Genomic DNA, 19,345 nt, shown 5'->3' with positions numbered 1-19,345 from the left:
AGGCCGTCTGGCTGAGAAGCTGGAACGTTCAGAACGTATAGCGGAGGTACAGCTCGTTCAGGTCCGTACCCGGGTTCGGGCGCTTGATCGATGCGTTCGACACGTGTTCGAAGCGGTAGCCGACCTGGAACTGCTGCTTGCTGCCGAAGGCCACGCCTACACCGACCATGTCGGAGAACTGGAAGGCTGTGCTGAAGTTATGCTCATCCGACGTGCGGGTGTGCGACAGCAGGCGCGGGCCGATGCCGACTTCCACGAACGGTACCCAGGAGCTACCGCGCTTTTCGATGCGGAACAGCGGCGTCACGCCGAATTCGGTCAGGTTCTGGCGGTTGGTGCCCGAGGTCGAGCGCCACTGGCCCAGCGCCACTTCCCAATCGAGGTTCACGAACCAGCCTTCCGGGTTGCCCCAGTGGAAGCCGGAATCGAAATCGAGATCCACGCCGTACTTGTCAATGCCGTGTTTGCCATCACGGCCGTAGATGACGCGGACGGACGGATCGGCTTGAGCGGGCAAGGCGGCGAAGAGCGCAGCGGCACCCAGTGTGGCGGCCAGCAGCTTGGCGGAACGGGGGAACGCGGATCGGATCATCAGAGAGAGGCTGAATCAGTTGGGCAGCGCGCGCGATTCACGGCATCAACGGCGGCCGGCCACGCGCGCGGCGGACATGGCGGCAAACAAACAGACGGTCGGGATGGCGCCGGGCGGTGGCTTGCGAGGCATCCTCCTGCGCAAGTTGCGCGCCTGGGCGATCAGGGCAGCCTGAGACAAATTCCGTCGATTATAGGGGGAACGATCGGACTGCGTGCGGCCATACGCGCAAGGCGGCATTGCCGGCGGCGAAATGTCAGGCGCCGGCAAGACTGCGGCTATTGCACGGAAGGAGCGGACGTCGGTTGCTGCGCAGCCTGGCTGGCCACTGGGCCCACCACCGGCACCTCGCCGTGCCAGCCACCGCCCAGTGCCTTGACCAGCAGCACCGCTGCCGAATATTGCTTACCCTGCAGCGTGAGCAGCGTGCGCTCGGCGGTGTAGGCCGTCGCCTGCGCGGTGATCACTTCCAGGAAGCTGATCGTGCCCGCGCGGTAGCGGTTCAGATCGAGCTGCGCGGCTTCCTGGGCGGCCTTGACGGCGTCGGCTTGCACATCGAATTCTTTTGACTGCCAACGCAGGGCGGCAAGGTTGTCCTCGACATCCTGGAAGGCGCCGAGCACCGTTTGCCGATACGTGGCGACCGACGCATCGTAGGCGGCACCAGCCTTGTCCACGGCCGCCGATCGCGCGCCACCGTCGAACAGCGTGGCGGCGAGCGTCGGGCCAATCGACCAGATGCGGCTGGGCAGCGTCGCCAGGTGCGAGAGCGTGTTGGCCGTCAGCCCAACCGAGGCGCCCAGCGTGAAGGTCGGGAAGTACGCGGCCTTGGCCACGCCGATCTGTGCGTTGGTGGCGGCCATGCGGCGCTCGGCGGCGGCCACGTCGGGGCGGCGTTCCAGCACCGACGACGGAATCCCCAGCGGGATGTCCGGCAGCGTCGGCAGTTCGTACACATTGGACGCCGTCGTCGGCGCGATGGAGAACTCTGCCGGCGGCTTGCCGATCAGCACCGCGATGGCATGTTCGAGCTGGGCTCGCGTGACCTCGGTGTCCAGTAGCTGTGCCTGCGCCTGCTTGAGCTGCGTTTGCGCAGTCAGCACGTCGGAGCGCTGCGCCACCCCCACCGCGTACTGGTTCTCGGTGAGTTTCAGGAAGCGCTCGTAGTCGGCCACCGTGCGTTGCAGAACGGCCTTCTGGGTATCCGTGACCAGCAACTGAAAATAATCCTGCGCAAGCGTCGCCTGGGCCGAGAGCAGCGCCGAGGCCAGATCGCGCGCACTGGCCTCGGCGCTGGCCTTGTTGGACTCCACGTTGCGGCGGATGCCGCCCCACAGGTCCAGCTCCCAGCTTGCGTCGAGCGACAGGCTCTGCGCGTTGGTCAGGCTGGGGTTGCCGACCGACAGGCTGCCATCGGGGTTGACGGTGGTGCGCACCGAGCGGCTGCGCGTGGCCGAGGCATTGGCGCCCAGCGTCGGAAAGAACTGCGCACGCGCCGATTGCACCAGCGCCTGCGCCTGGCGGTACTGTGCCTCGGCCACCAGGATGTTCTGGTTGGCGGCGGCCACCTGGTCTTCCAGCGCGTTGAGTTGCGGATCGTTGAAGATCTCCCACCACTTGCCGCGGGCCATGGCATCGCTGGGGTTGGCGACCTTCCAGTCGCCGGCTTCCTTGTACTGCTGCGGCACTTCGGTGGCGGGGCGTTTGTAGTTGGGGCCGACCGCGCAGGCGGTGACGAGCGCGCAGGCCGCCAGCGCGAGCAGGCTCGGCAGCAGACGTTGAATGCGAGGGGCTTGGGCGCCTCTTTTCATATCAGGTTCCTTGCGAATCCAAAGCGGAGTCCAACGGAGGTAAGGGCGTGTCCTTGCTGCGGCCAGCACGACGCAGGCGCAGGCGGTCGAGCGCCAGGTAGACCACCGGCGTGGTGTAGAGCGTCAGGATCTGGCTGACCAGCAGCCCGCCGACGATGGATATGCCCAGTGGCGTGCGCAGCTCGGCGCCGTCGCCACGGCCGAGCGCCAGGGGCAGGGCGCCCAGCAGCGCTGCCATCGTCGTCATCAGGATCGGCCGGAAGCGCAGCACGCAAGCGTGGAAGATCGCATCCGCCGGGCTCATGCCCTGGCTACGCTCGGCCTCCAGCGCGAAGTCGATCATCATGATCGCGTTCTTCTTGACGATGCCGATCAGCAGGATCACGCCGATCAGCGCGATGATCGAGAAGTCCGTGTCCGTGATGATCAGCGCCAGCAGCGCCCCGACACCCGCCGACGGCAGCGTCGACAGGATCGTGATCGGGTGCACATAGCTCTCATACAGCACGCCCAGCACGATGTAGATGGTGATGAGCGCGAAGAGGATCAGCACCGGTTGGCTGGAGAGCGAATCCTGGAACGCCTTGGCCGTGCCCTGGAAGGCGCCGTGCACGCTGGTCGGCACGCCAATGCGGTTCATGGCGTCCTGGATGTCTCGCGTGGCGCCCGACAGCGACGCGCCCGGTGCAAGGTTGAACGAGATCGTGCTCGCTGCGAACTGGCCCTGATGATTGACCGCCAGCGCCGTGTTGGTCGGCTCGTAGTGCGAGAACGTGGACAGCGGCACCTGCGCACCGGCCGATGTGACGACGTAGATGTCGCGTAGGCCCTCTGGGTTCTGCCAATACTGCGGCGCGGCTTCCATCACCACCCGATACTGGTTGAGCGGGTTGTAGATGGTCGACACCTGGCGCTGGCCGAAGGCGTTATTGAGCGCGTTGTCGATGTCGGCCGGGTTGATGCCCAGCGACTTGGCCTTGTCGCGGTCGAATACGAGCGAGGTCTGCAGGCCCTTGTCCTGCGCGTCGGTGTTGACGTCCACCAGTGACTTTACCTGCGTGAGCGCCTGCTTGATCTTGGGCTCCCAGGCGCGCAGTTCATCCAGGTTGTCGGCCTGCAGCGTGTACTGGTATTGCGCGTTGCTGGCGCGGCCGCCCACACGGATGTCCTGCACCGACTGCAGGAACAGGCTCGCGCCCGGCTCCTGTACCAGCTTGCCGCGCAGCCGGTTGATGACCTGGTCGGCTGAGAGCTTGCGTTGGGCCAGCGGTTTGAGCTGGATGAACATGAAGCCACTGTTGCGCTGGCTGCCGCCCGTGAAGCCGACCACGTTCTCCACAGCCGGATCCTGCTGGATGATATGGATGAAGTCCGTCAGCTTGGTGCGCATGGCCTGGAAGGAGATGGCCTGGTCTGCCTGGATGTTGCCGATTACGCGGCCGGTGTCCTGCTGCGGGAAGAAGCCCTTGGGCACCACCGCATAGAGATAGACGTTCAGGCAGATCGTGGCAAACAAGATCAGCATCGTCAGCCAGCTATGCCGCAATGCCCAAGCCAGCGAATAGCGGTAGCCATCGAGCAGCCAGTTGAAGAAGCCCTCGGTCTTGCGGTGGAACCAGCTGTGCTCCTCTTCGGCGGCGGGCTTGAGCAGGCGCGCGCACATCATCGGCGTGGTGGTGAGCGACACCACCAGCGACACCAGGATGGCCACCGACAGCGTCACCGCAAACTCGCGGAACAGCCGCCCGACGATGCCGCCCATCATCAGCAGCGGAATAAATACCGCAATGAGCGAGAAGCTCATCGACACCACCGTGAAGCCCACCTCGCGTGCGCCCTTGAGCGCCGCCTGCATCGGGCGCATGCCATTCTCGATGTGGCGCGAGACGTTTTCCAGCACCACGATGGCATCGTCGACCACGAAGCCGGTGGCAACGGTCAGTGCCATCAGAGAAAGGTTGTCGAGGCTGTAGCCGCACAGGTACATCACCCCGAACGTGCCGATGAGCGACACCGGCACCGCCACGCTGGGGATGAGCGTGGCCCGCACGTTGCGCAGGAACAGGAACACCACCATGATCACCAGCGCGATGGACAGCACCAGCGTGCGCTCCACATCTTTGAGCGACGCACGAATGGTGGGCGTGCGGTCCATCATCACGTCCAGGTTGATCTGGGCGGGAATGGTGTTGCGCAGGTAGGGCAGGACGTCGTTGATGCGGTCGACGGTGTCGATGATGTTGGCGCCCGGCTGCCGGCTGATGATCAGCAGCACTGAGGCCTTGCCGTTGGCCGAACCGTAATTGCGGATGTCCTGCACGCCGTCGGTGACTTCCGCCACATCGGACAGCCGCACCGGCGCCCCGTTGCGCCAGGCGATGATGAGCGGTTTGTACTCCAGCGCCTTCTTGGCCTGGTCGTTGGCGTAGATGGTCCACACGCGGTCGCCGGATTCCAGCATGCCCTTGGGCTTGTTGGCGTTGGTGGCGGTGATCACGCCGCGCACGGTCTCCATCGAGATGCCGTACTTGTTCAGCGCTGTCGGGTTCAGTTCGACGCGCACGGCCGGCAGCGACGCGCCGCCAATGTTCACCTGACCCACCCCCGAGATCTGCGACAGCTTTTGCGCGAGGATGGTCGACGCGGCGTCGTACAGCTCGCCACGTGACATGGTGTCGGAGGTGAGCCCCAGGATCATGATCGGGGCATCTGCCGGGTTCACCTTGCGGTAGGTCGGGTTGCTCGGCAGGCCCGACGGCAGCAGGCTGCGCGAGGCGTTGATGGCGGCCTGCACATCGCGCGCCGCGCCGTCGATGTCGCGCGACAGATCAAACTGCAGCGTGATGCGCGACGAGCCCAGCGAGCTGGACGACGTCATCTCCGTGATGCCCGCAATGCGGCCAAGCGAGCGCTCCAGCGGCGTGGCCACGGTCGCCGCCATGGTCTCGGGGCTGGCGCCGGGCAGCGAGGCGCTGACCGAGATGGTCGGAAAGTCCACCTGCGGCAGCGGCGACACCGGCAGCAGGCGGAATGCCGCCATGCCTGCCAGCGCTACGCCAATGGTCAGCAGCGCCGTGGCAACCGGCCGCGCGATGAAGGTGGCTGACAGGTTCATGGCTGGTTGCCGGGTTGGTCTGCACCCGGGGTGCCGTGGCCCCGTCTGCCAGCACGGCGCGCGCGCCAGTCACGCAGGCGATAGCCCAGGCGGTCGAAGGCCAGATAGATGACCGGCGTAGTGAATAACGTCAGCACCTGGCTGACCAGCAGGCCGCCTACCATCGTGATCCCCAGCGGCTGGCGCAGCTCCGAGCCCACGCCCGTGCCGAGCATCAGCGGCAACGCACCCAGCAGCGCCGCCATGGTCGTCATCAGGATCGGGCGAAGGCGCAGCAGGCACGCCTGATAGATGGCGTCGCGCGGGGCCATGCCTTGTTCGCGCTCGGCCTCCAGCGCGAAGTCGATCATCATGATCGCGTTCTTCTTGACGATGCCGATCAGCAGGATGATCCCGATGATAGCAATGATGCCCATGTCCTTGCCCGAGACCAGCAGCGACAGCAGTGCGCCCACACCAGCCGAAGGCAGCGTGGAAAGGATCGTCACCGGGTGGATGGTGCTTTCATACAGCACGCCCAGCACGATGTACATCGTGATGACAGCGGCCAGGATCAGCCACAACTGATTGGAGAGCGACGCGCGGAAGGCCAGTGCCGCGCCCTGGAAACTGGTCTGCATGCTGGCGGGCAGGCCGATCTCCTGCTCGACCGCGTTGATGGTGTCGACCGCCGCACCCAACGACGCGCCGGGCGCCAGGTTGAATGAGATGGTTGAGGCCGGGAATTGCCCCTGATGAATCACCACCAGCGAGCCCGGTCGCTCGACGATCGTTGCAAAGGCGCCCAGCGGCACCTGCTGGCCGCTGCTGGAGGCCACGTGCAGGTCGTACAGCGAATGGGGGCCGAGCTGCATTTTCGGGTCGGTCTCCAGCACCACGCGATACTGATTCGACTGCGTGAAGATGGTCGACACCAGGCGCTGACCGTAGGCGCTGTACAGCGCGCTGTCGACCGCCGCCATGGTGATGCCATACACGGCGGCTTTGTCGCGATCGACCTGCACGTAGGCGCGCAGACCGTTGTCTTGCAGATCGCTGGCCACGTCGCGCAGTTCGTTGGTCTGCTGCAGGCGTTCTACCAGCCTTGGCACCCACTTCGATAGATTGTTCGGGTCCGGGTCTTCCACCGTGAACTGATACTGCGTGCGGCTGACGCGGTCTTCAATCGTCAGGTCCTGTACCGGCTGCATGTATAGCGAGATGCCGGCCACCTTGGCCAGTTCCGGCTGCAGGCGGCGGATGATCTCGGTGGCATCGGCGTCGCGCTGGTCCTTCGGCTTGAGGTTGATCAGCATGCGGCCGCTGTTGAGCGTGGTGTTTGTCCCATCCACGCCAATGAATGACGACAGGCTCACCACCGCCGGGTCTTTCAGCACCACCTCGGCCAACTTCTGCTGGCGCTCGGCCATGGCCGAGAACGAGATCGACTGCGATGCATCGGAAATCCCCTGGATCACGCCCGTGTCCTGCACCGGGAAGAAGCCCTTGGGCACAACCACGTACAGCAGGCCAGTCAGCACCAGCGTGCCGATGGCCACCAGCAGCGTGCTCTTCTGGCGGTCGAGCACCCACTGCAGCATGCGGCCGTAGTGCGCGATGACGTTGTCGAAGAACGCGCCCGCGGCGTGATAGAAGCGCGTCTGCTCCGCTTCGGGGATGTGCCGGAGCAGGCGTGCGCACATCATCGGGGTGAGCGTGAGCGACACCACCGCCGAGATCAGGATCGACACCGCCAGCGTGATCGCGAACTCACGGAAGAGGCGCCCCACCACGTCGCCCATGAACAGCAGCGGGATCAGCACGGCAATCAGCGAGAACGTGAGCGAGATGATGGTGAAGCCGATCTGCTTGGAGCCCTTGAGCGCCGCCTCCATGGGCGGATCGCCGTCTTCGATGTAGCGGGCGATGTTCTCGATCATGACGATGGCGTCGTCCACCACGAAGCCGGTGGCGATGGTCAGCGCCATCAGCGTCAGGTTGTTGATCGAGAATCCGGCCATGTACATCACGCCGAAGGTGCCCACGAGCGATAGCGGCACCGCCACGGCTGGAATGACGGTGGCCGGCACATTGCGCAGGAACAGGAAGATCACCATCACCACCAGCGCCACGGCCAGCATCAGTTCGAACTGCACGTCGGACACGGATGCGCGGATGGTGGTGGTGCGGTCGGTCAGCAGCGCTACGTCGACGTTGCCGGGCAGGGTGTCCTTCAGTTGCGGCAGCAGTGCCTTGGCACGGTCCACCACCTCGATCACGTTGGCGCCCGGCTGGCGCTGCACGTTCAGGATGATGGCGGGCGTGGTATTGGCCCAGGCGGCCAGCTTGCTGTTCTCGGCGCCGTCGACGATCTGCGCCACGTCGCTCAGGCGGATGGGCGCGCCGTTCTTGTAGGCGACGATCATCTTGCTGTATTCGGCGGCGGAGCGAAGCTGGTCGTTGGCGTCGATGGTGGACGCGCGCATCGGGCCGTCGAAGCTGCCCTTGGCACCGTTCACGTTGGCCGTGCCGATGGCGGTGCGGATATCGTCGATCGACAGCCCCAGCGCCGCCAGTGCCGAAGTGTTGGCCTGGATGCGCACGGCCGGCCGCTGCCCACCGCTGATGCTTACCAGGCCGATGCCCGGCAGTTGGGAAAGCTTTTGCGCGATGCGCGTATCGACCAGATCTTCCAGCTTGGGCAATGGCATCGTCTTGGACGTGATCGCCAGCGTCAGGATCGGCGCGTCGGCCGGATTGACCTTGCTGTAGATCGGCGGCATCGGCAGGTCGGTCGGCAGCAGGTTGCCGGCCGCGTTGATGGCCGCCTGCACTTCCTGCTCGGCAATGTCGAGCGACAGCGACAGATCGAACTGCAGCGTGATCACCGAAGCGCCGCCCGAGCTGGACGACGTCATCTGCTTCAGGCCCGGCATCTGGCCGAACTGGCGTTCCAGCGGCGCGGTGATGGACGACGTCATCACGTCCGGGCTGGCGCCCGGGTACAGCGTGGTCACCTGGATGGTCGGGTAGTCGACCTCGGGCAGCGCAGAGAGCGGCAGCATCCGGTACGCCACCAGGCCCGAGAGCAGGATGGCGACCATCAGCAGGGCGGTCGCCACGGGCCGGAGGATGAAGATTCGGGAGGGATTCATGCCAGCTCGGAACGGAAGACGTCGTCAGGCGGGTGCGCGCCGTAGGGGGCTCGGGGTTTACGGCTTGGCGGCGGCCGCGCTTGCAGCGGGCGCCGAGGCGCCGCCCTGGCCTTGGCGACGATGCTGCCCTTGGCCGCCTCGTTTACTCCCGCCCTGGGCTCCGGCGGCGGGTGCGCTTGCTGGACCTGCGCCGGGCTGAATCACCTCCACCGGGGAGCCGTCGCGCAGCTTATCGGCGCCGTCGATGACCACGCGCTCGCCGGGTTGCAGGCCCTGTGCCACCGAGACGCGGTCGCCCTCGGTCACGCCCAGCTTGACCACGCGCAGCATCACCTTGCTGTCCTCACCCACGATGTAGACGAACGTGCCTTGCGTGCCGCGCTGGATAGCGGCGCCCGGCACGATCACCACGTCTTGCATGGTATCCACGCGCATACGCACGTTGACGAACTGGTTGGGGAACAGCGCGGCGTTCTGGTTCGGGAACTGCGCGCGCAGTTTGACTGTGCCCGTGGTGTTGTCGATGGTGTTGTCCACCGTCATGAGCACGCCGTGCGCGAGCACCACGGTCTGAGCGCGGTCCCACGCTTCCACCGGCAGCCTGTCGCCGGATTTCAGGCCAGCCTGCAGCCGCGGCATGACCTTGGGCAGGTTGTCTTCGGGGATGGAGTAGATGACCGTGATCGGGTCGATCTGCGTGATGACAACGATGCCATTGGTGTCCGACGCATGCACGATGTTGCCCGGATCTACCTGGCGCAGGCCGACACGGCCCGACACCGGCGCCGTGATGCGCGTGTACGAGAGCTGTACGCGTGCGTTGTCGACGTTGCCCTGATCCAGCTTGACCGTGCCTTCATATTGACGCACCAGCGAGGCCTGCGTATCCACCTGCTGCTTGGCGATCGAATCCTGTGACAGCAGCGTCTGGTAGCGCTGCAGATCCAGCTTTGCGTTCTGTAGCAGTGCGGTGTCCCGTGCAAGCTGGCCTTCGGCCTGAGCGAGTTGGGCCTGGTACGTGCGTGGGTCGATCTCGGCCAGCAGGTCGCCGGCCTTGACGGTCTGGCCCTCGGTAAAGGCCAGGCGCACGAGCTGGCCATCCACGCGTGTCTTGACGGTCACGTTGTTGACCGGCGTCACGTTGCCCAGTGCCGAGAGCACCACGTTGATGTCGCCCCTGGCGGCGGTGGCCACCATTACCGGCATCGGTTTGCTGGCCATGGCTGCGCCGCGTCCGCCTGGGCCGCTACGGCTGGCACCGGGGCCACCGCTGTTGCGGTGCATTGCGTGGTAGATCGCATAGCCGATCAGCGCCAGGATCACGATCACCATCCAGAGGCCCCAGCGCCGGCGTTTGCCGCCTTCGCGCGGGGGCGGCAGCAGCGTCGGCGAGACCCCGTCGTCTGTCTCGTGCGCGTCGCGTCCGGCATAGGAGTGGCCGGGCTTCTGGTCCTTGGGATCGGACATGTCGTGCGTTCCTGTTTGAATCAATATGGGGACGAGCGCACATCATACCGGGCGCCTGTTCCAGTCAGACCGCAGCTTAAAGGCATCGTCTTTGCGCAGAATTAGTCGCGTGGCGGGTTGTATTACGCCAGATTACAAACCCATCGTGCTGTTACTGCGAGAAACAATATGGTGTCGGCGAGCAGGTAGCGCGCCGGCGACAGTCGCTATCATGAGCACACCTTTAAGCGTCTCCCCTGACTCATGAGCGGCACCAAGATCCTGGTCGTCGATGACGACGTCGAATTGCGCGATCTGCTGCGCGAATACCTGACCCAGCAGGGCTTTGCCGTGTCCGTGCTGCACGACGGCGACGGACTGGCTGCTCGGCTCGAACGCGAGCGCCCCGCGATGGTCGTGCTCGACCTGATGATGCCGAAGGTGGACGGCCTGTCTGCCTTGCGTGACCTTCGCGCCCGCAACGACGACGTGCCCGTCATCCTGCTCACTGCCCGCAGCGACGAGATCGACCGGATCATCGGCCTGGAAATCGGCGCGGACGATTACCTCGGCAAGCCGTTCTCGCCGCGCGAGCTGCTTGCCCGCATCAACGCCGTGCTGCGCCGCCGCCAGGCGGTGCCGGCCTCCGCGCCGGAAGACCGCGACAGCTTCGCCTTTGGCCCGTTCAAGCTCAACTTCCGCATGCGCACGCTGTTTCGAGGCGACCATGCACTGTCCATCAGCGATACCGAGTTCGCGCTGCTCAAGCTGCTGATCGCGCATGCCATGCAGGTGCTCACGCGCGAGCACATCGTCGAGCTGATGTATGGGCCGGGAAGCGGCGTGTCCGATCGTGGTATCGACGTGCAGATCTGGCGCCTGCGCCGCGTGCTGGAGGAAGATTCCCAGCGCCCGCGCTATATCCAGACGGTACGCGGCCGCGGCTACACCTTTGTGCCTGACGAGCGGGAAGAGCGCGATGAAGTTCAAAGCGAGGTTTGACACGCTCTTCGGCCGGCTGGCCGCACTGATCGTGGTTGTGCTGGTGCTGAGCCATTTCTCGTGGCTCGGCGTGCTGCGCGCGGAGCGGCGCGAGCGGCAGTTCCAGGCGTCGGTTGATCAGATGGCGTTTCAGTTGCAGGCCTTCCAGGCGGTGATGGATGGTCACCTGAACGTGAAGCTGCCCGATCTGGTGACCGAAACCAATGAGGTGCCCACCGGCGATGCCCTGTCGGCATCCGACAAATCCGCCGAGCTGGCGCGGCAGCTTGCGCGCCGCCTGCCGGCCGGTGCGGAGCTGCGGCTGGAAGCATCCGCAACGCCTCGGGTGTATGTACGTTTTCCGCAGCGCAACAAGTGGATCGCCATGCCGCTCGTGTGGGTGCATGCGCCGCCCACCATCTCGGCCGTGGTGCCGGGTGTGATGGTCGTGATGGCGATTGCCATTGCGTTCTCGCTGTTTGCCGCGTGGCAGGTCCAGCGTCCGGTGCGCGCGCTGGCCGAGGCTGCCGGTGCGCTGGCCCGACGCCGTTATGTGGCGCCGCTCAAGGAGCGTGGCCCGTACGAACTGCGCCAGTTGACCGACCGCTTCAACCAGATGGCCGCCGACCTGTCGGCCACCGACGAAGAACGCAACACCATGCTGGCCGGCATCGCGCACGATCTGAAAACCCCGTTGTCGCGCCTGCGCTTGCGCGCCGAGATGCTGGCCGACCAGAAGGCCGGCGCGGGCATCGAGCGCGATGCCGAATCCATGTCGGCCATCGTCGAACAGTTTCTCGCCTATGCGCAGAGCGGCGACGGCGAAGCGCGCGAGGTGACCGTCGATCGCCATCTGCGCGGGCTCGTGCAGCCGTTTACCGAACAGGGCAAGCACGTCGCGCTGGATTTGCGCGCGGGAGACCACTTCCGCCTCAAGCCGACACACCTCGAGCGCATCGTCGTCAACCTGCTCAACAATGCCTTCGCCTACGGTGCCGAGCCTGTCAACGTGCGCACCGCCGCCGACGAGCGGGGCTTTACGCTCACGGTGGAAGACCATGGCGGGGGCATCCCTGCTGACGATTTCGACCGCGTCATGCGCCCGTTCGTCCGGCTCGATCCGGCGCGCGGCGGCAATGCGCACTGCGGGCTGGGTCTGGCCATTGTCGACCGGCTGGTGCGGCATCTGGGCGGTGACCTGTCGATCGGGCCAGCGGCGACCGATGCGCCGGCGCCGGGGTTTCGCGTCACCATGCGTTTTCCTGGGCCGGCCGCGGCAGCCTGACACATCGGTTGGCGGTTTCGTCGGCTATGCTAGCCGGGTTGCTACCAGAACCCCCGGGAGGAAAACGCATGGATCGCGCTGTCTGTCTCGTCAAGGATGCTGGCCGGAGTCGCCGGGCTGCCGTGATTGCCGCGTGCATGCTGGCAATGGGGCTGGCGGCTTGCTCATCGCCGATGCCGCCCTGGCAGCCGCCGCGCACCACCATTCAGCCGGCATCGCCTGCCTCCACCGTGCCGAGCGCACCGGTTGCTCATCCGGCACAGGTGTCCCCAGCCATGCCGCTTCATAACGCGCCACTGCCCGCCGCCACCACGGCTGAACCGCCGCGCTCGAATGTGGGCATGGCGAATCCCGCCTCGACGTATTGTCTGCAGCGTGGCGGTCAGCTTGAGCTTTCGACCCGTGCCAACGGCGGCGAGGTCGGCATCTGTGTGAGCCCCGGCGGAGACGAATGCGAGGAGTGGGCATTCCTGCGCGGCAGTTGCACGTGGTAAGCGCGCGTTGTCTCAAGTCAGATCGAACGTGACGAGGCCGGGTGCCAGCGCGGCCACCTGCTGCAACTGGTCCGCCGTGAAGTTGCCAACCCGCTTGATCGTAAGCTTCGCGTTGCCGGTCTTGGCGTGGGCCGCCAGGTCTCGGAGCTGATTCAGCGTCGTTGTGGTGCCGTCCAGCACGAGGCAGCCGCCCGACGCGAGGACATGGTTGAGCTGGTCGGTTGTCAGAATCATCGTCGTCCATCCATTTCAGAATGTTCCATAGCCCCGGTCTTCCGGGTCGATGGCAATGCCGAGGTAGTGCTTGTAGAAGTTGACGACGCGGGTGAAGTCGTCAGCATAGGGCGGCACCTTCCTCGGGATGAGCATCAGGAAGTCCTGGGGCCCCTGCTCGATGTCGGCATACGTGCCAAGCAGCGCCCCGTACGTCGTCCGCTTCGATGCGCTGGCGATCTTGGCGGAATAGGTATCGCGCAAGTCCGATCGATAGAGATCCAGGATCGTCTGGAACGACACGCTGACTTGATAGCTGCGGGGTGATCCGGCCTGCAGCTTACCGCCCTTGAGCATGCCCCTGATCTCGTCAAAACGTTCTTTGCCGTCGGATTTGCCCAGGTCTTCCGTGAATTCCAGGTCGAACATATCGGCCGGCTTAACCTTGCCTCTGGGGATCTGCTTGTACTGGCTCGTGTTGAACAGCGTGTGCAGGATCATGTTGTAGGCCTTGGCAAAGCTGCAGCCCCAGGTCCACACAATGGCAGACGTGTCGAACGCCTTCCGGAAGTTGGCCAACGCGGCCGAAGGCATGGTAGGGGCGACAAAATCCTTGTCCGAGCGTGCGTCCTTGTCGTTGGCGTCACGCTGGCTCGAACCACTGGCCGTCCCGTCGAAGCTGTTGACGAGGACGGGCCCACCCATCCAACCGTGTGAGAAGACGCTGAGTTCCTTCAGTGTTCCCGCCTCCTTGCCGGCACCGATCTTCTGGATGAATGCATAGACGTCGGTGATCGACATGATGCCGGACTGGTTCTGATCAAAGGCATTCTCGTGGCCGGCCACCACTTTGCTGTAGTTGCTTTTGGATACGGGCGTGAACTTGCTCAGCGTCTTCCAGTTGCGCTGCTTCTTGGCATTGATTTCGTTCTGGGTGACGGTACCCGCGCCAATGTCGAACAGCGTTACGCGCAATTGATCCTTGGGGTTGGCGGCAAACAGCCGCTTTGCCCGATGCCTGCAAAGCTTGTTGAAGTCCAGGCCGTTGAATTCGTAGTCGAAGCCGGCAACGAGGACGACCTGTTTCTTGAACATGGATGACGCGCCTCACCGTCAGTCGAACCTAGGCCATATCCCCCTTCACGTCAGGCGGCGTGACGTTCGGCATGTTCATCGTGATGCCGATGTCCAGCGCGTTGGTTGGCGTGTACTCGTACCAGGTGGCGATCAGCGACGCTTCTGCGTTGGCGGAAATATCCGCGTTCTTGTCCGTGCCGCCAGGCTTGCCGTCGGCGCCGTACGAGATGAGATCGTAGTCGCCTGTCGTGCCGGGGCATTGATAGAAGTATGGGTTGCCCCAGTAGTCGTTGACGGGCACGTTCACGTAGTTCTCAGGCAGCAGCGCTTCAACCGGCGTGGTCGGATCGAGTGCGAGTTGTTGCTGGTTCGCGGTGTGGTTATCGCTGTTGACCTGGGCGATGAACGGTTGCAGGGCGGCCAGCCCCGCTGCGGTGGTGGGGTAGGCCCCGTTGTTTGCGGGGGCGGCACGATAGGCGTTCAGCAGTTGCACCAGATACTGCATCTCCTTCCAGACGCGGCGTTGCTCGAGATAGAGCAGCGGTCTCGCGTTCTGCTCCGGGTTCGCGGGCGGGAAGCCCGGGTAGTTGGTCTTGGCGAAGTTCTGGATTTCCTGGGCGATCGTCACATACGGATGGGGGCCGGGCAGCGAATTGAAGGCTCCGGTTTCGATCAGTTGCGTGAAGCTGGCCTCAAAGCCTGGGCGGATGGTCAGCACCACCCGCGCGGCGCCCGAGCGCAGGAAGACGCGATGCGTCGGGTCGGGGTGGAAGAGAAATTTCTTGAAATCCCACAGGGAGTTGTCATCCCAGAAGTATGGGTACGTGAAATAGAGCACGTTCTCCCATTCGATCGCGTTATGGAGATATTTGATGAACTCGCCATGCTCCATGACGTTGTTCCATTCCGCGAGCGATAGCCGGTTGGGATCGAGCACGTCCGTGACTTGCGGGTCGTTGCTATCCGGTCCGTACAGCCATGCAATATTGAACGGCACCAGGTAAAAGTTGGGGCCGAGCAGCCAGCGCAGCACGCCCTTCATGATTTCTTCCTGCTCCATCCGCCGCAGGGTGAGCGCGTCGAACTGGTTGATCTGCTCGATCAGCTTGGCGCGCTGGTCCTTCAGGCTCTGCAGGTTCTGGTTGTATTCGTCTTCGGCGGCTTGCCGGATCTGGTTCCAGGCGGCGAGGCGCCAGCTCTGGATGACCTCGGCCTTGGGGAGGCAGCGGAAGGTGATCTCGATGCCGTAGTTGTAGACATACTGGTACATGAAATCCAGCACCAGATGCCCCGATTTGCCGTTCAGGTTGCCGATGCCCGTATAGAGCGACTCCGTGGACAGCATCTCGAAAAAGCTTCGGTTGTCGCCATGATCGTGCGACCAGTTGAACTGCAGGATGGAACTGTAGACGGCATAGGACTCGTCTACCTCGAATTCGATTGAGTCGAAATGGATCTTGTCGTAGTCGTTGACCGGCTGCGTTTCCTTGTGGACGCTGACGTACTTCTCGGCTTCAGGTGGGGCCGTCACAGCAGCGTTGTACTGTGCGGCCAGCAGATCATAGTTGCTGACCTGGACCGCGCTGAGCGGGAGCGTGAAATTGAACGGTACATCGATCTGGGCATCCAGTGCCTGCACCTGCTCCACCAGCGTGACGATGCCGGAACCAGGGTTCGGAATCACGATGTCGTAGGTCATGCGCAGGCCATAGCGCAGCAGATCGACCTTCCATTTGCGCGCGAGCTGGAAGTAGTCGATGCGCATGGCATCCGTGGAACTCGGGTTGGAGATCACGCGCACCGACTGGTCCTCGCTTCCCGTCACGGAGGTGACCTTGAAGGTGACCTTATGGTCCTTCTTGGTGCGTGACGAAGCCTTCTTGGTGATCGCCATGCTGTGGTTGCGGCTGTCTTTCTTGGACTGCGAGTCGTCCGACGTGGCGTTGTAGCTGAAGTTGGTGCTCAGGGTGACGGAAGCGTAGCTCGCGGAGAGAGAGGCGCCCACGTTCAATGCGGTTGCGTGCCGCGACTGCGATTCATTGGACATCGAGATATCCGTCTTGTCCGCGACGCCTTCTTCGCTATAGCCCTCGAAATAGTCCTGGACGAAGTCTTCGAACTCCCGCTCGGTGACGGACCACTCCTTGTGGCTGATGTTGACCGTTTCGTTGGGGGCCATCGGGACGGAATGGACCAGCTCACCGCGCTCGATGCCGGCGGGGTACATCTCGACGCGCTCCAGGTGAAGGTTGCCGACCGGCTCCACCTGCATGCGCTCCACGAAGCCGTTGATGCTGCCGTGCGTGCTTGCGCCATCAAAGTAATGGGTGTAGCCCGCGGTCATGAAATCGGCCAACGCCCTGGCTTGCCCGATGTTCTCGGATTCGCTTGCGGTGACGGCCAGATAGGGCTGCACCAGGCGCAGCAGGTTGTTGAAGAGTTCTGGCTGATTGTTCTGCGCCCAGGCGATGGCATGACGCCCGGCGGGCTGGAAGTCTTCCAGCATGACGCTGGCCGGGGTCTGCGGTGCCGCTCCGGAAGGGGCGGCCGTCGAGATGCTGACCTTGAGCGAAATCGATTCCTGCTTGCCGGAGACCTTGGGCTGGCTTGCCGGATAGGTCGTGATCTGAACGGGCACGCCGGCATCGTTGCTTCCAGATTGGGTCGTTGCGCCCGCGGCGGCGCCGGCTGAGGCAGCCTGGCGTGCTGCGATTGTCTGAGCTTTGGGTACGCTGAGTGCCGTGCGGTATTGCGTGGAGATCTGCGCAAGCAGTGTCGACGCCTGGTTGGCCGTGGTTTCACGGTGGCTGACGAGTTGCTTGCCGATCTCCGCCAGCAGCGCATGATCGACGGCCGCGAAGGCTGCAGCGTTGTTCATGGTCGCGCTGGCGGTCTTGTCCGCCACCAGCTTTGCGATGGCATCCAGCGCGCTGGCCAGGGCAGGATTGTTTGTCGTGCGTGCCACCTGCTCGCGCAAGGCCCCAAGTTCAGGGGCTTGAATGCGTAGCGACTGGATGAAGGCGGCCTTCTCGACTGCGCGGCTCAGGTGTGACGTGAATCTTCCGGTGGCATCGCGCCCGGCAGTCGGACTGACCTGAACGTAGGTCGCCTTGTAGCTGATACGTTGCGAATTTCGGAGATCTGACATGACGGAAAGCCCTCTCACTTACCGCAATGCTCGGCGGTTCGACACCGGCCCTCACGCATAGTGGGAGCCGGTGCACAGGCTTCCTATCGTCCTTTTGCCTAAATTTCTACGATGAATTCACTGCATTTCTGATGTGAAATTTTTGCTTCGTCTTGCGTTTTCAGGATTCTTGTTTGGCAAAGGTTTGATTGATTGAGAATGAAGCCCTTTGCCGCGGTTATGTATCTCTTTATTTAATAACGGAGGGCGTCGCCGGTTGTTGCGAGATCGTGCAGATCTTGCCTTCGGACGTGGCAGGTCCGGCGGCAGGATGCCGCCGCGGCGCACTCCAGGGCGAGGGAAGCGCGCCGCGCGGGTGCAATCAGTGGCGCGACACTACCACCTTGTCGGCCGATTCGGCCACCAGCCGCATCGGCACACCGGCCTCCTGCAGCTTTTGCCAGGTGACGCGGCGCATGAAGGCGTAGGCGGGCGGGCCGTCCGTCCAGCGGCGGATCCACTCGTCGGTGGTGGCGACCACCTTGTTAGGCTCCAGGTTCGCGCCCATCTGCAGTTCGTCGAAGCCGGCCACCAGCGTCATCGGGCGGCCAAGGTAATAGATGGCGGTCTGGTCCAGCCACTCGACGGAGTAGAACGGCGTTTCGGCCGGAATCGAGCCGACGGCGCGCTGCGTTTTCTCGATGACATCGCGCGCGGACAGCACGTCGCGGAATATCTCGCTGGCGTTGAGCACGCGGTCCCAGCAGAACAGGGCGGAAAGCGCCAGCACGATCACCGCCAGCGCGCGCCGTTGCCAGCGCAGGGCCAGTAGCGCCGCCAGCGTGCCGATGGCCAGCATTGCCATCACTTCACGCAGTGCCGGCACGGCCTGCGCGACCTGCTCGGCCGGCATCTTGGCGCCGGCCTTGGCGCCGATTAGGGGCACCGCAAACCACAGGCCGACGGCGATCAGCAGGTTCACACCCAGGGCCCACGCCACAGCGCGTGTGGAGAGCTTTTCCAGCGACAGCGCCAGCACGATCGCCAGTGCCGGGAAGGCTGGCACGATGTAGCCCGGCAGCTTCGAATTGGAGACCGAGAAGAACAGGAAGATCATTCCCGCCCACGCGATCGACCAGCGCATCAGGTCGAACTCGCGCGTGCTGGCAAACAGATCCGCTACGCGACCAATGCGCCGGCCAATGGCGGCAAACAGCAGCGGCGTCCACGGCAGCAGCCCGGCCACGCCCACCGCAATGAAGTACCACCACTTGCCGGTGCGATGGTGCTCGTTGGTCAGGAAGCGCTGGAAGTGCTCGTGGATGAAGAAGAAGTCGAAGAACTCGGGGTTGCGCTGCTGCACGACCACGAACCACGGCGCTGTCGCGACCAGGTACAGCGCCAGGCCCGGCAGCCAGTGCATGCGGCGGATCAGTGCCCAGTCGCGGGTCATCAGCAGGTAGGCCACGCCGATCAGCCCAGGGAGCACCAACCCGATCAGCCCCTTGGTGAGTGTGGCGCCGGCCAGCGCCAGCCAGACCACCAGCATCCACGCCAACTGCCTGCCGCGCGATGTGCCCGGCCGCTGCGCCAGCGCAAAGCCGCACGCGCCCACAGTCAGGAAGAAGCCCACGCCCATGTCCAGCGTGATGACCTGGCCGAACAGCAGATACAGCAGCGACGAGGCGAGGATCGCCGCACCCATGGCCGCCGCACGCCCACCGCGATAGGCCGCCAGCGTCCATGCCGTCATGAGGATGCCGCCCAGGCCGAACAGGATCGGCCACAGGCGCGCGCCCCAGGCGCTCACGCCGAAGGCCTGGAAGGTGGCGGCTGTCGTCCAGTATTGCAGGGGCGGTTTCTCAAAGTATTTGAGATCGTTCAGGCGCGGCGTCACCCAATCGCCGGAGACCACCATCTCGCGCGGGATCTCCGCATAGCGGCCCTCATCGGGGCGGAACAGGGTGGAGCGCTGAAACAGGTCGTCCGTCCACAGCGCGAGGAACACGGCGATGAGCGCAACGACGATGAGCGCCATCCACGGCGAGCGGCGGCGGGAAGTAACAATGC

The 19,345-nt window shown here is 64.2% G+C and carries 12 protein-coding genes; 3 read left to right on the top strand and 9 right to left on the bottom strand.

Annotated features, from left to right (window positions below):
• Positions 1-28: 28 nt before the first annotated feature.
• The 5 genes from B4F51_RS06405 to B4F51_RS06385 form a co-directional block, all read right to left on the bottom strand.
• On the bottom strand, positions 29-592 hold the full coding sequence (locus B4F51_RS06405) for an acyloxyacyl hydrolase (protein ID WP_296224248.1): 564 nt from the start codon (positions 590-592) through the stop codon (positions 29-31).
• Positions 593-870: 278 nt separating this feature from the next.
• Positions 871-2,403 carry an AdeC/AdeK/OprM family multidrug efflux complex outer membrane factor gene (locus B4F51_RS06400; protein WP_296224247.1) on the bottom strand — a complete coding sequence of 511 codons (1,533 nt, stop codon included), beginning with the start codon at positions 2,401-2,403 and terminating at the stop codon, positions 871-873.
• A gap of 1 nt (position 2,404) precedes the next feature.
• Positions 2,405-5,518 (bottom strand): multidrug efflux RND transporter permease subunit, encoded by a 3,114-nt coding sequence (locus tag B4F51_RS06395; protein WP_296224246.1) that lies wholly within the window; start codon positions 5,516-5,518, stop codon positions 2,405-2,407.
• On the bottom strand, positions 5,515-8,652 hold the full coding sequence (locus B4F51_RS06390; RefSeq protein WP_296224245.1) for an MdtB/MuxB family multidrug efflux RND transporter permease subunit: 3,138 nt from the start codon (positions 8,650-8,652) through the stop codon (positions 5,515-5,517). The genes B4F51_RS06395 and B4F51_RS06390 overlap by 4 nt, the downstream gene beginning before the upstream one ends.
• A gap of 57 nt (positions 8,653-8,709) precedes the next feature.
• Positions 8,710-10,119: an MdtA/MuxA family multidrug efflux RND transporter periplasmic adaptor subunit gene (locus B4F51_RS06385; RefSeq protein WP_296224244.1), complete on the bottom strand. Its 1,410-nt coding sequence runs from the start codon at positions 10,117-10,119 to the stop codon at positions 8,710-8,712.
• Between the two features lie 243 nt (positions 10,120-10,362).
• On the opposite strand from B4F51_RS06385, the gene B4F51_RS06380 reads away from it, so the two are divergent.
• The 3 genes from B4F51_RS06380 to B4F51_RS06370 all read left to right on the top strand — a co-directional run bounded on the left by B4F51_RS06380 (position 10,363) and on the right by B4F51_RS06370 (position 12,858).
• A complete protein-coding gene (locus tag B4F51_RS06380; RefSeq protein ID WP_296224243.1) occupies positions 10,363-11,100 on the top strand; it encodes a response regulator in 738 nt (245 codons plus the stop codon).
• Positions 11,078-12,364, top strand: coding sequence for an ATP-binding protein (locus tag B4F51_RS06375; RefSeq protein WP_296224242.1), 1,287 nt, complete (start codon positions 11,078-11,080; stop codon positions 12,362-12,364). Before B4F51_RS06380 ends, B4F51_RS06375 begins: the two co-directional genes overlap by 23 nt.
• Positions 12,365-12,432: 68 nt before the next feature.
• On the top strand, positions 12,433-12,858 hold the full coding sequence (locus B4F51_RS06370; protein WP_296224241.1) for a DUF333 domain-containing protein: 426 nt from the start codon (positions 12,433-12,435) through the stop codon (positions 12,856-12,858).
• A 12-nt stretch (positions 12,859-12,870) separates the two neighbouring features.
• On the opposite strand, the gene B4F51_RS06365 is transcribed toward B4F51_RS06370, so the two are convergent.
• From B4F51_RS06365 to B4F51_RS06350, 4 genes are all read right to left on the bottom strand, one after another.
• Positions 12,871-13,092, bottom strand: coding sequence for a hypothetical protein (locus B4F51_RS06365; protein ID WP_296224240.1), 222 nt, complete (start codon positions 13,090-13,092; stop codon positions 12,871-12,873).
• Positions 13,093-13,107: 15 nt separating this feature from the next.
• Positions 13,108-14,166, bottom strand: a complete 1,059-nt coding sequence (locus B4F51_RS06360) for a hypothetical protein (protein ID WP_296224239.1) — start codon at positions 14,164-14,166, stop codon at positions 13,108-13,110.
• A 28-nt stretch (positions 14,167-14,194) separates the two neighbouring features.
• Positions 14,195-17,296, bottom strand: coding sequence for a type II secretion system protein GspG (locus B4F51_RS06355; RefSeq protein ID WP_296224238.1), 3,102 nt, complete (start codon positions 17,294-17,296; stop codon positions 14,195-14,197).
• A gap of 361 nt (positions 17,297-17,657) precedes the next feature.
• A complete protein-coding gene (locus B4F51_RS06350) occupies positions 17,658-19,313 on the bottom strand; it encodes a phospholipid carrier-dependent glycosyltransferase (protein ID WP_414706704.1) in 1,656 nt (551 codons plus the stop codon).
• Positions 19,314-19,345 lie beyond the last annotated feature (32 nt).

The organism is Ralstonia sp. UBA689 (assembly GCF_002298975.1).
GTDB lineage: Bacteria > Pseudomonadota > Gammaproteobacteria > Burkholderiales > Burkholderiaceae > Ralstonia.
Note: the sequence above shows the minus strand (reverse complement) of the source record. Positions and strands in the feature narration are given on the sequence as shown.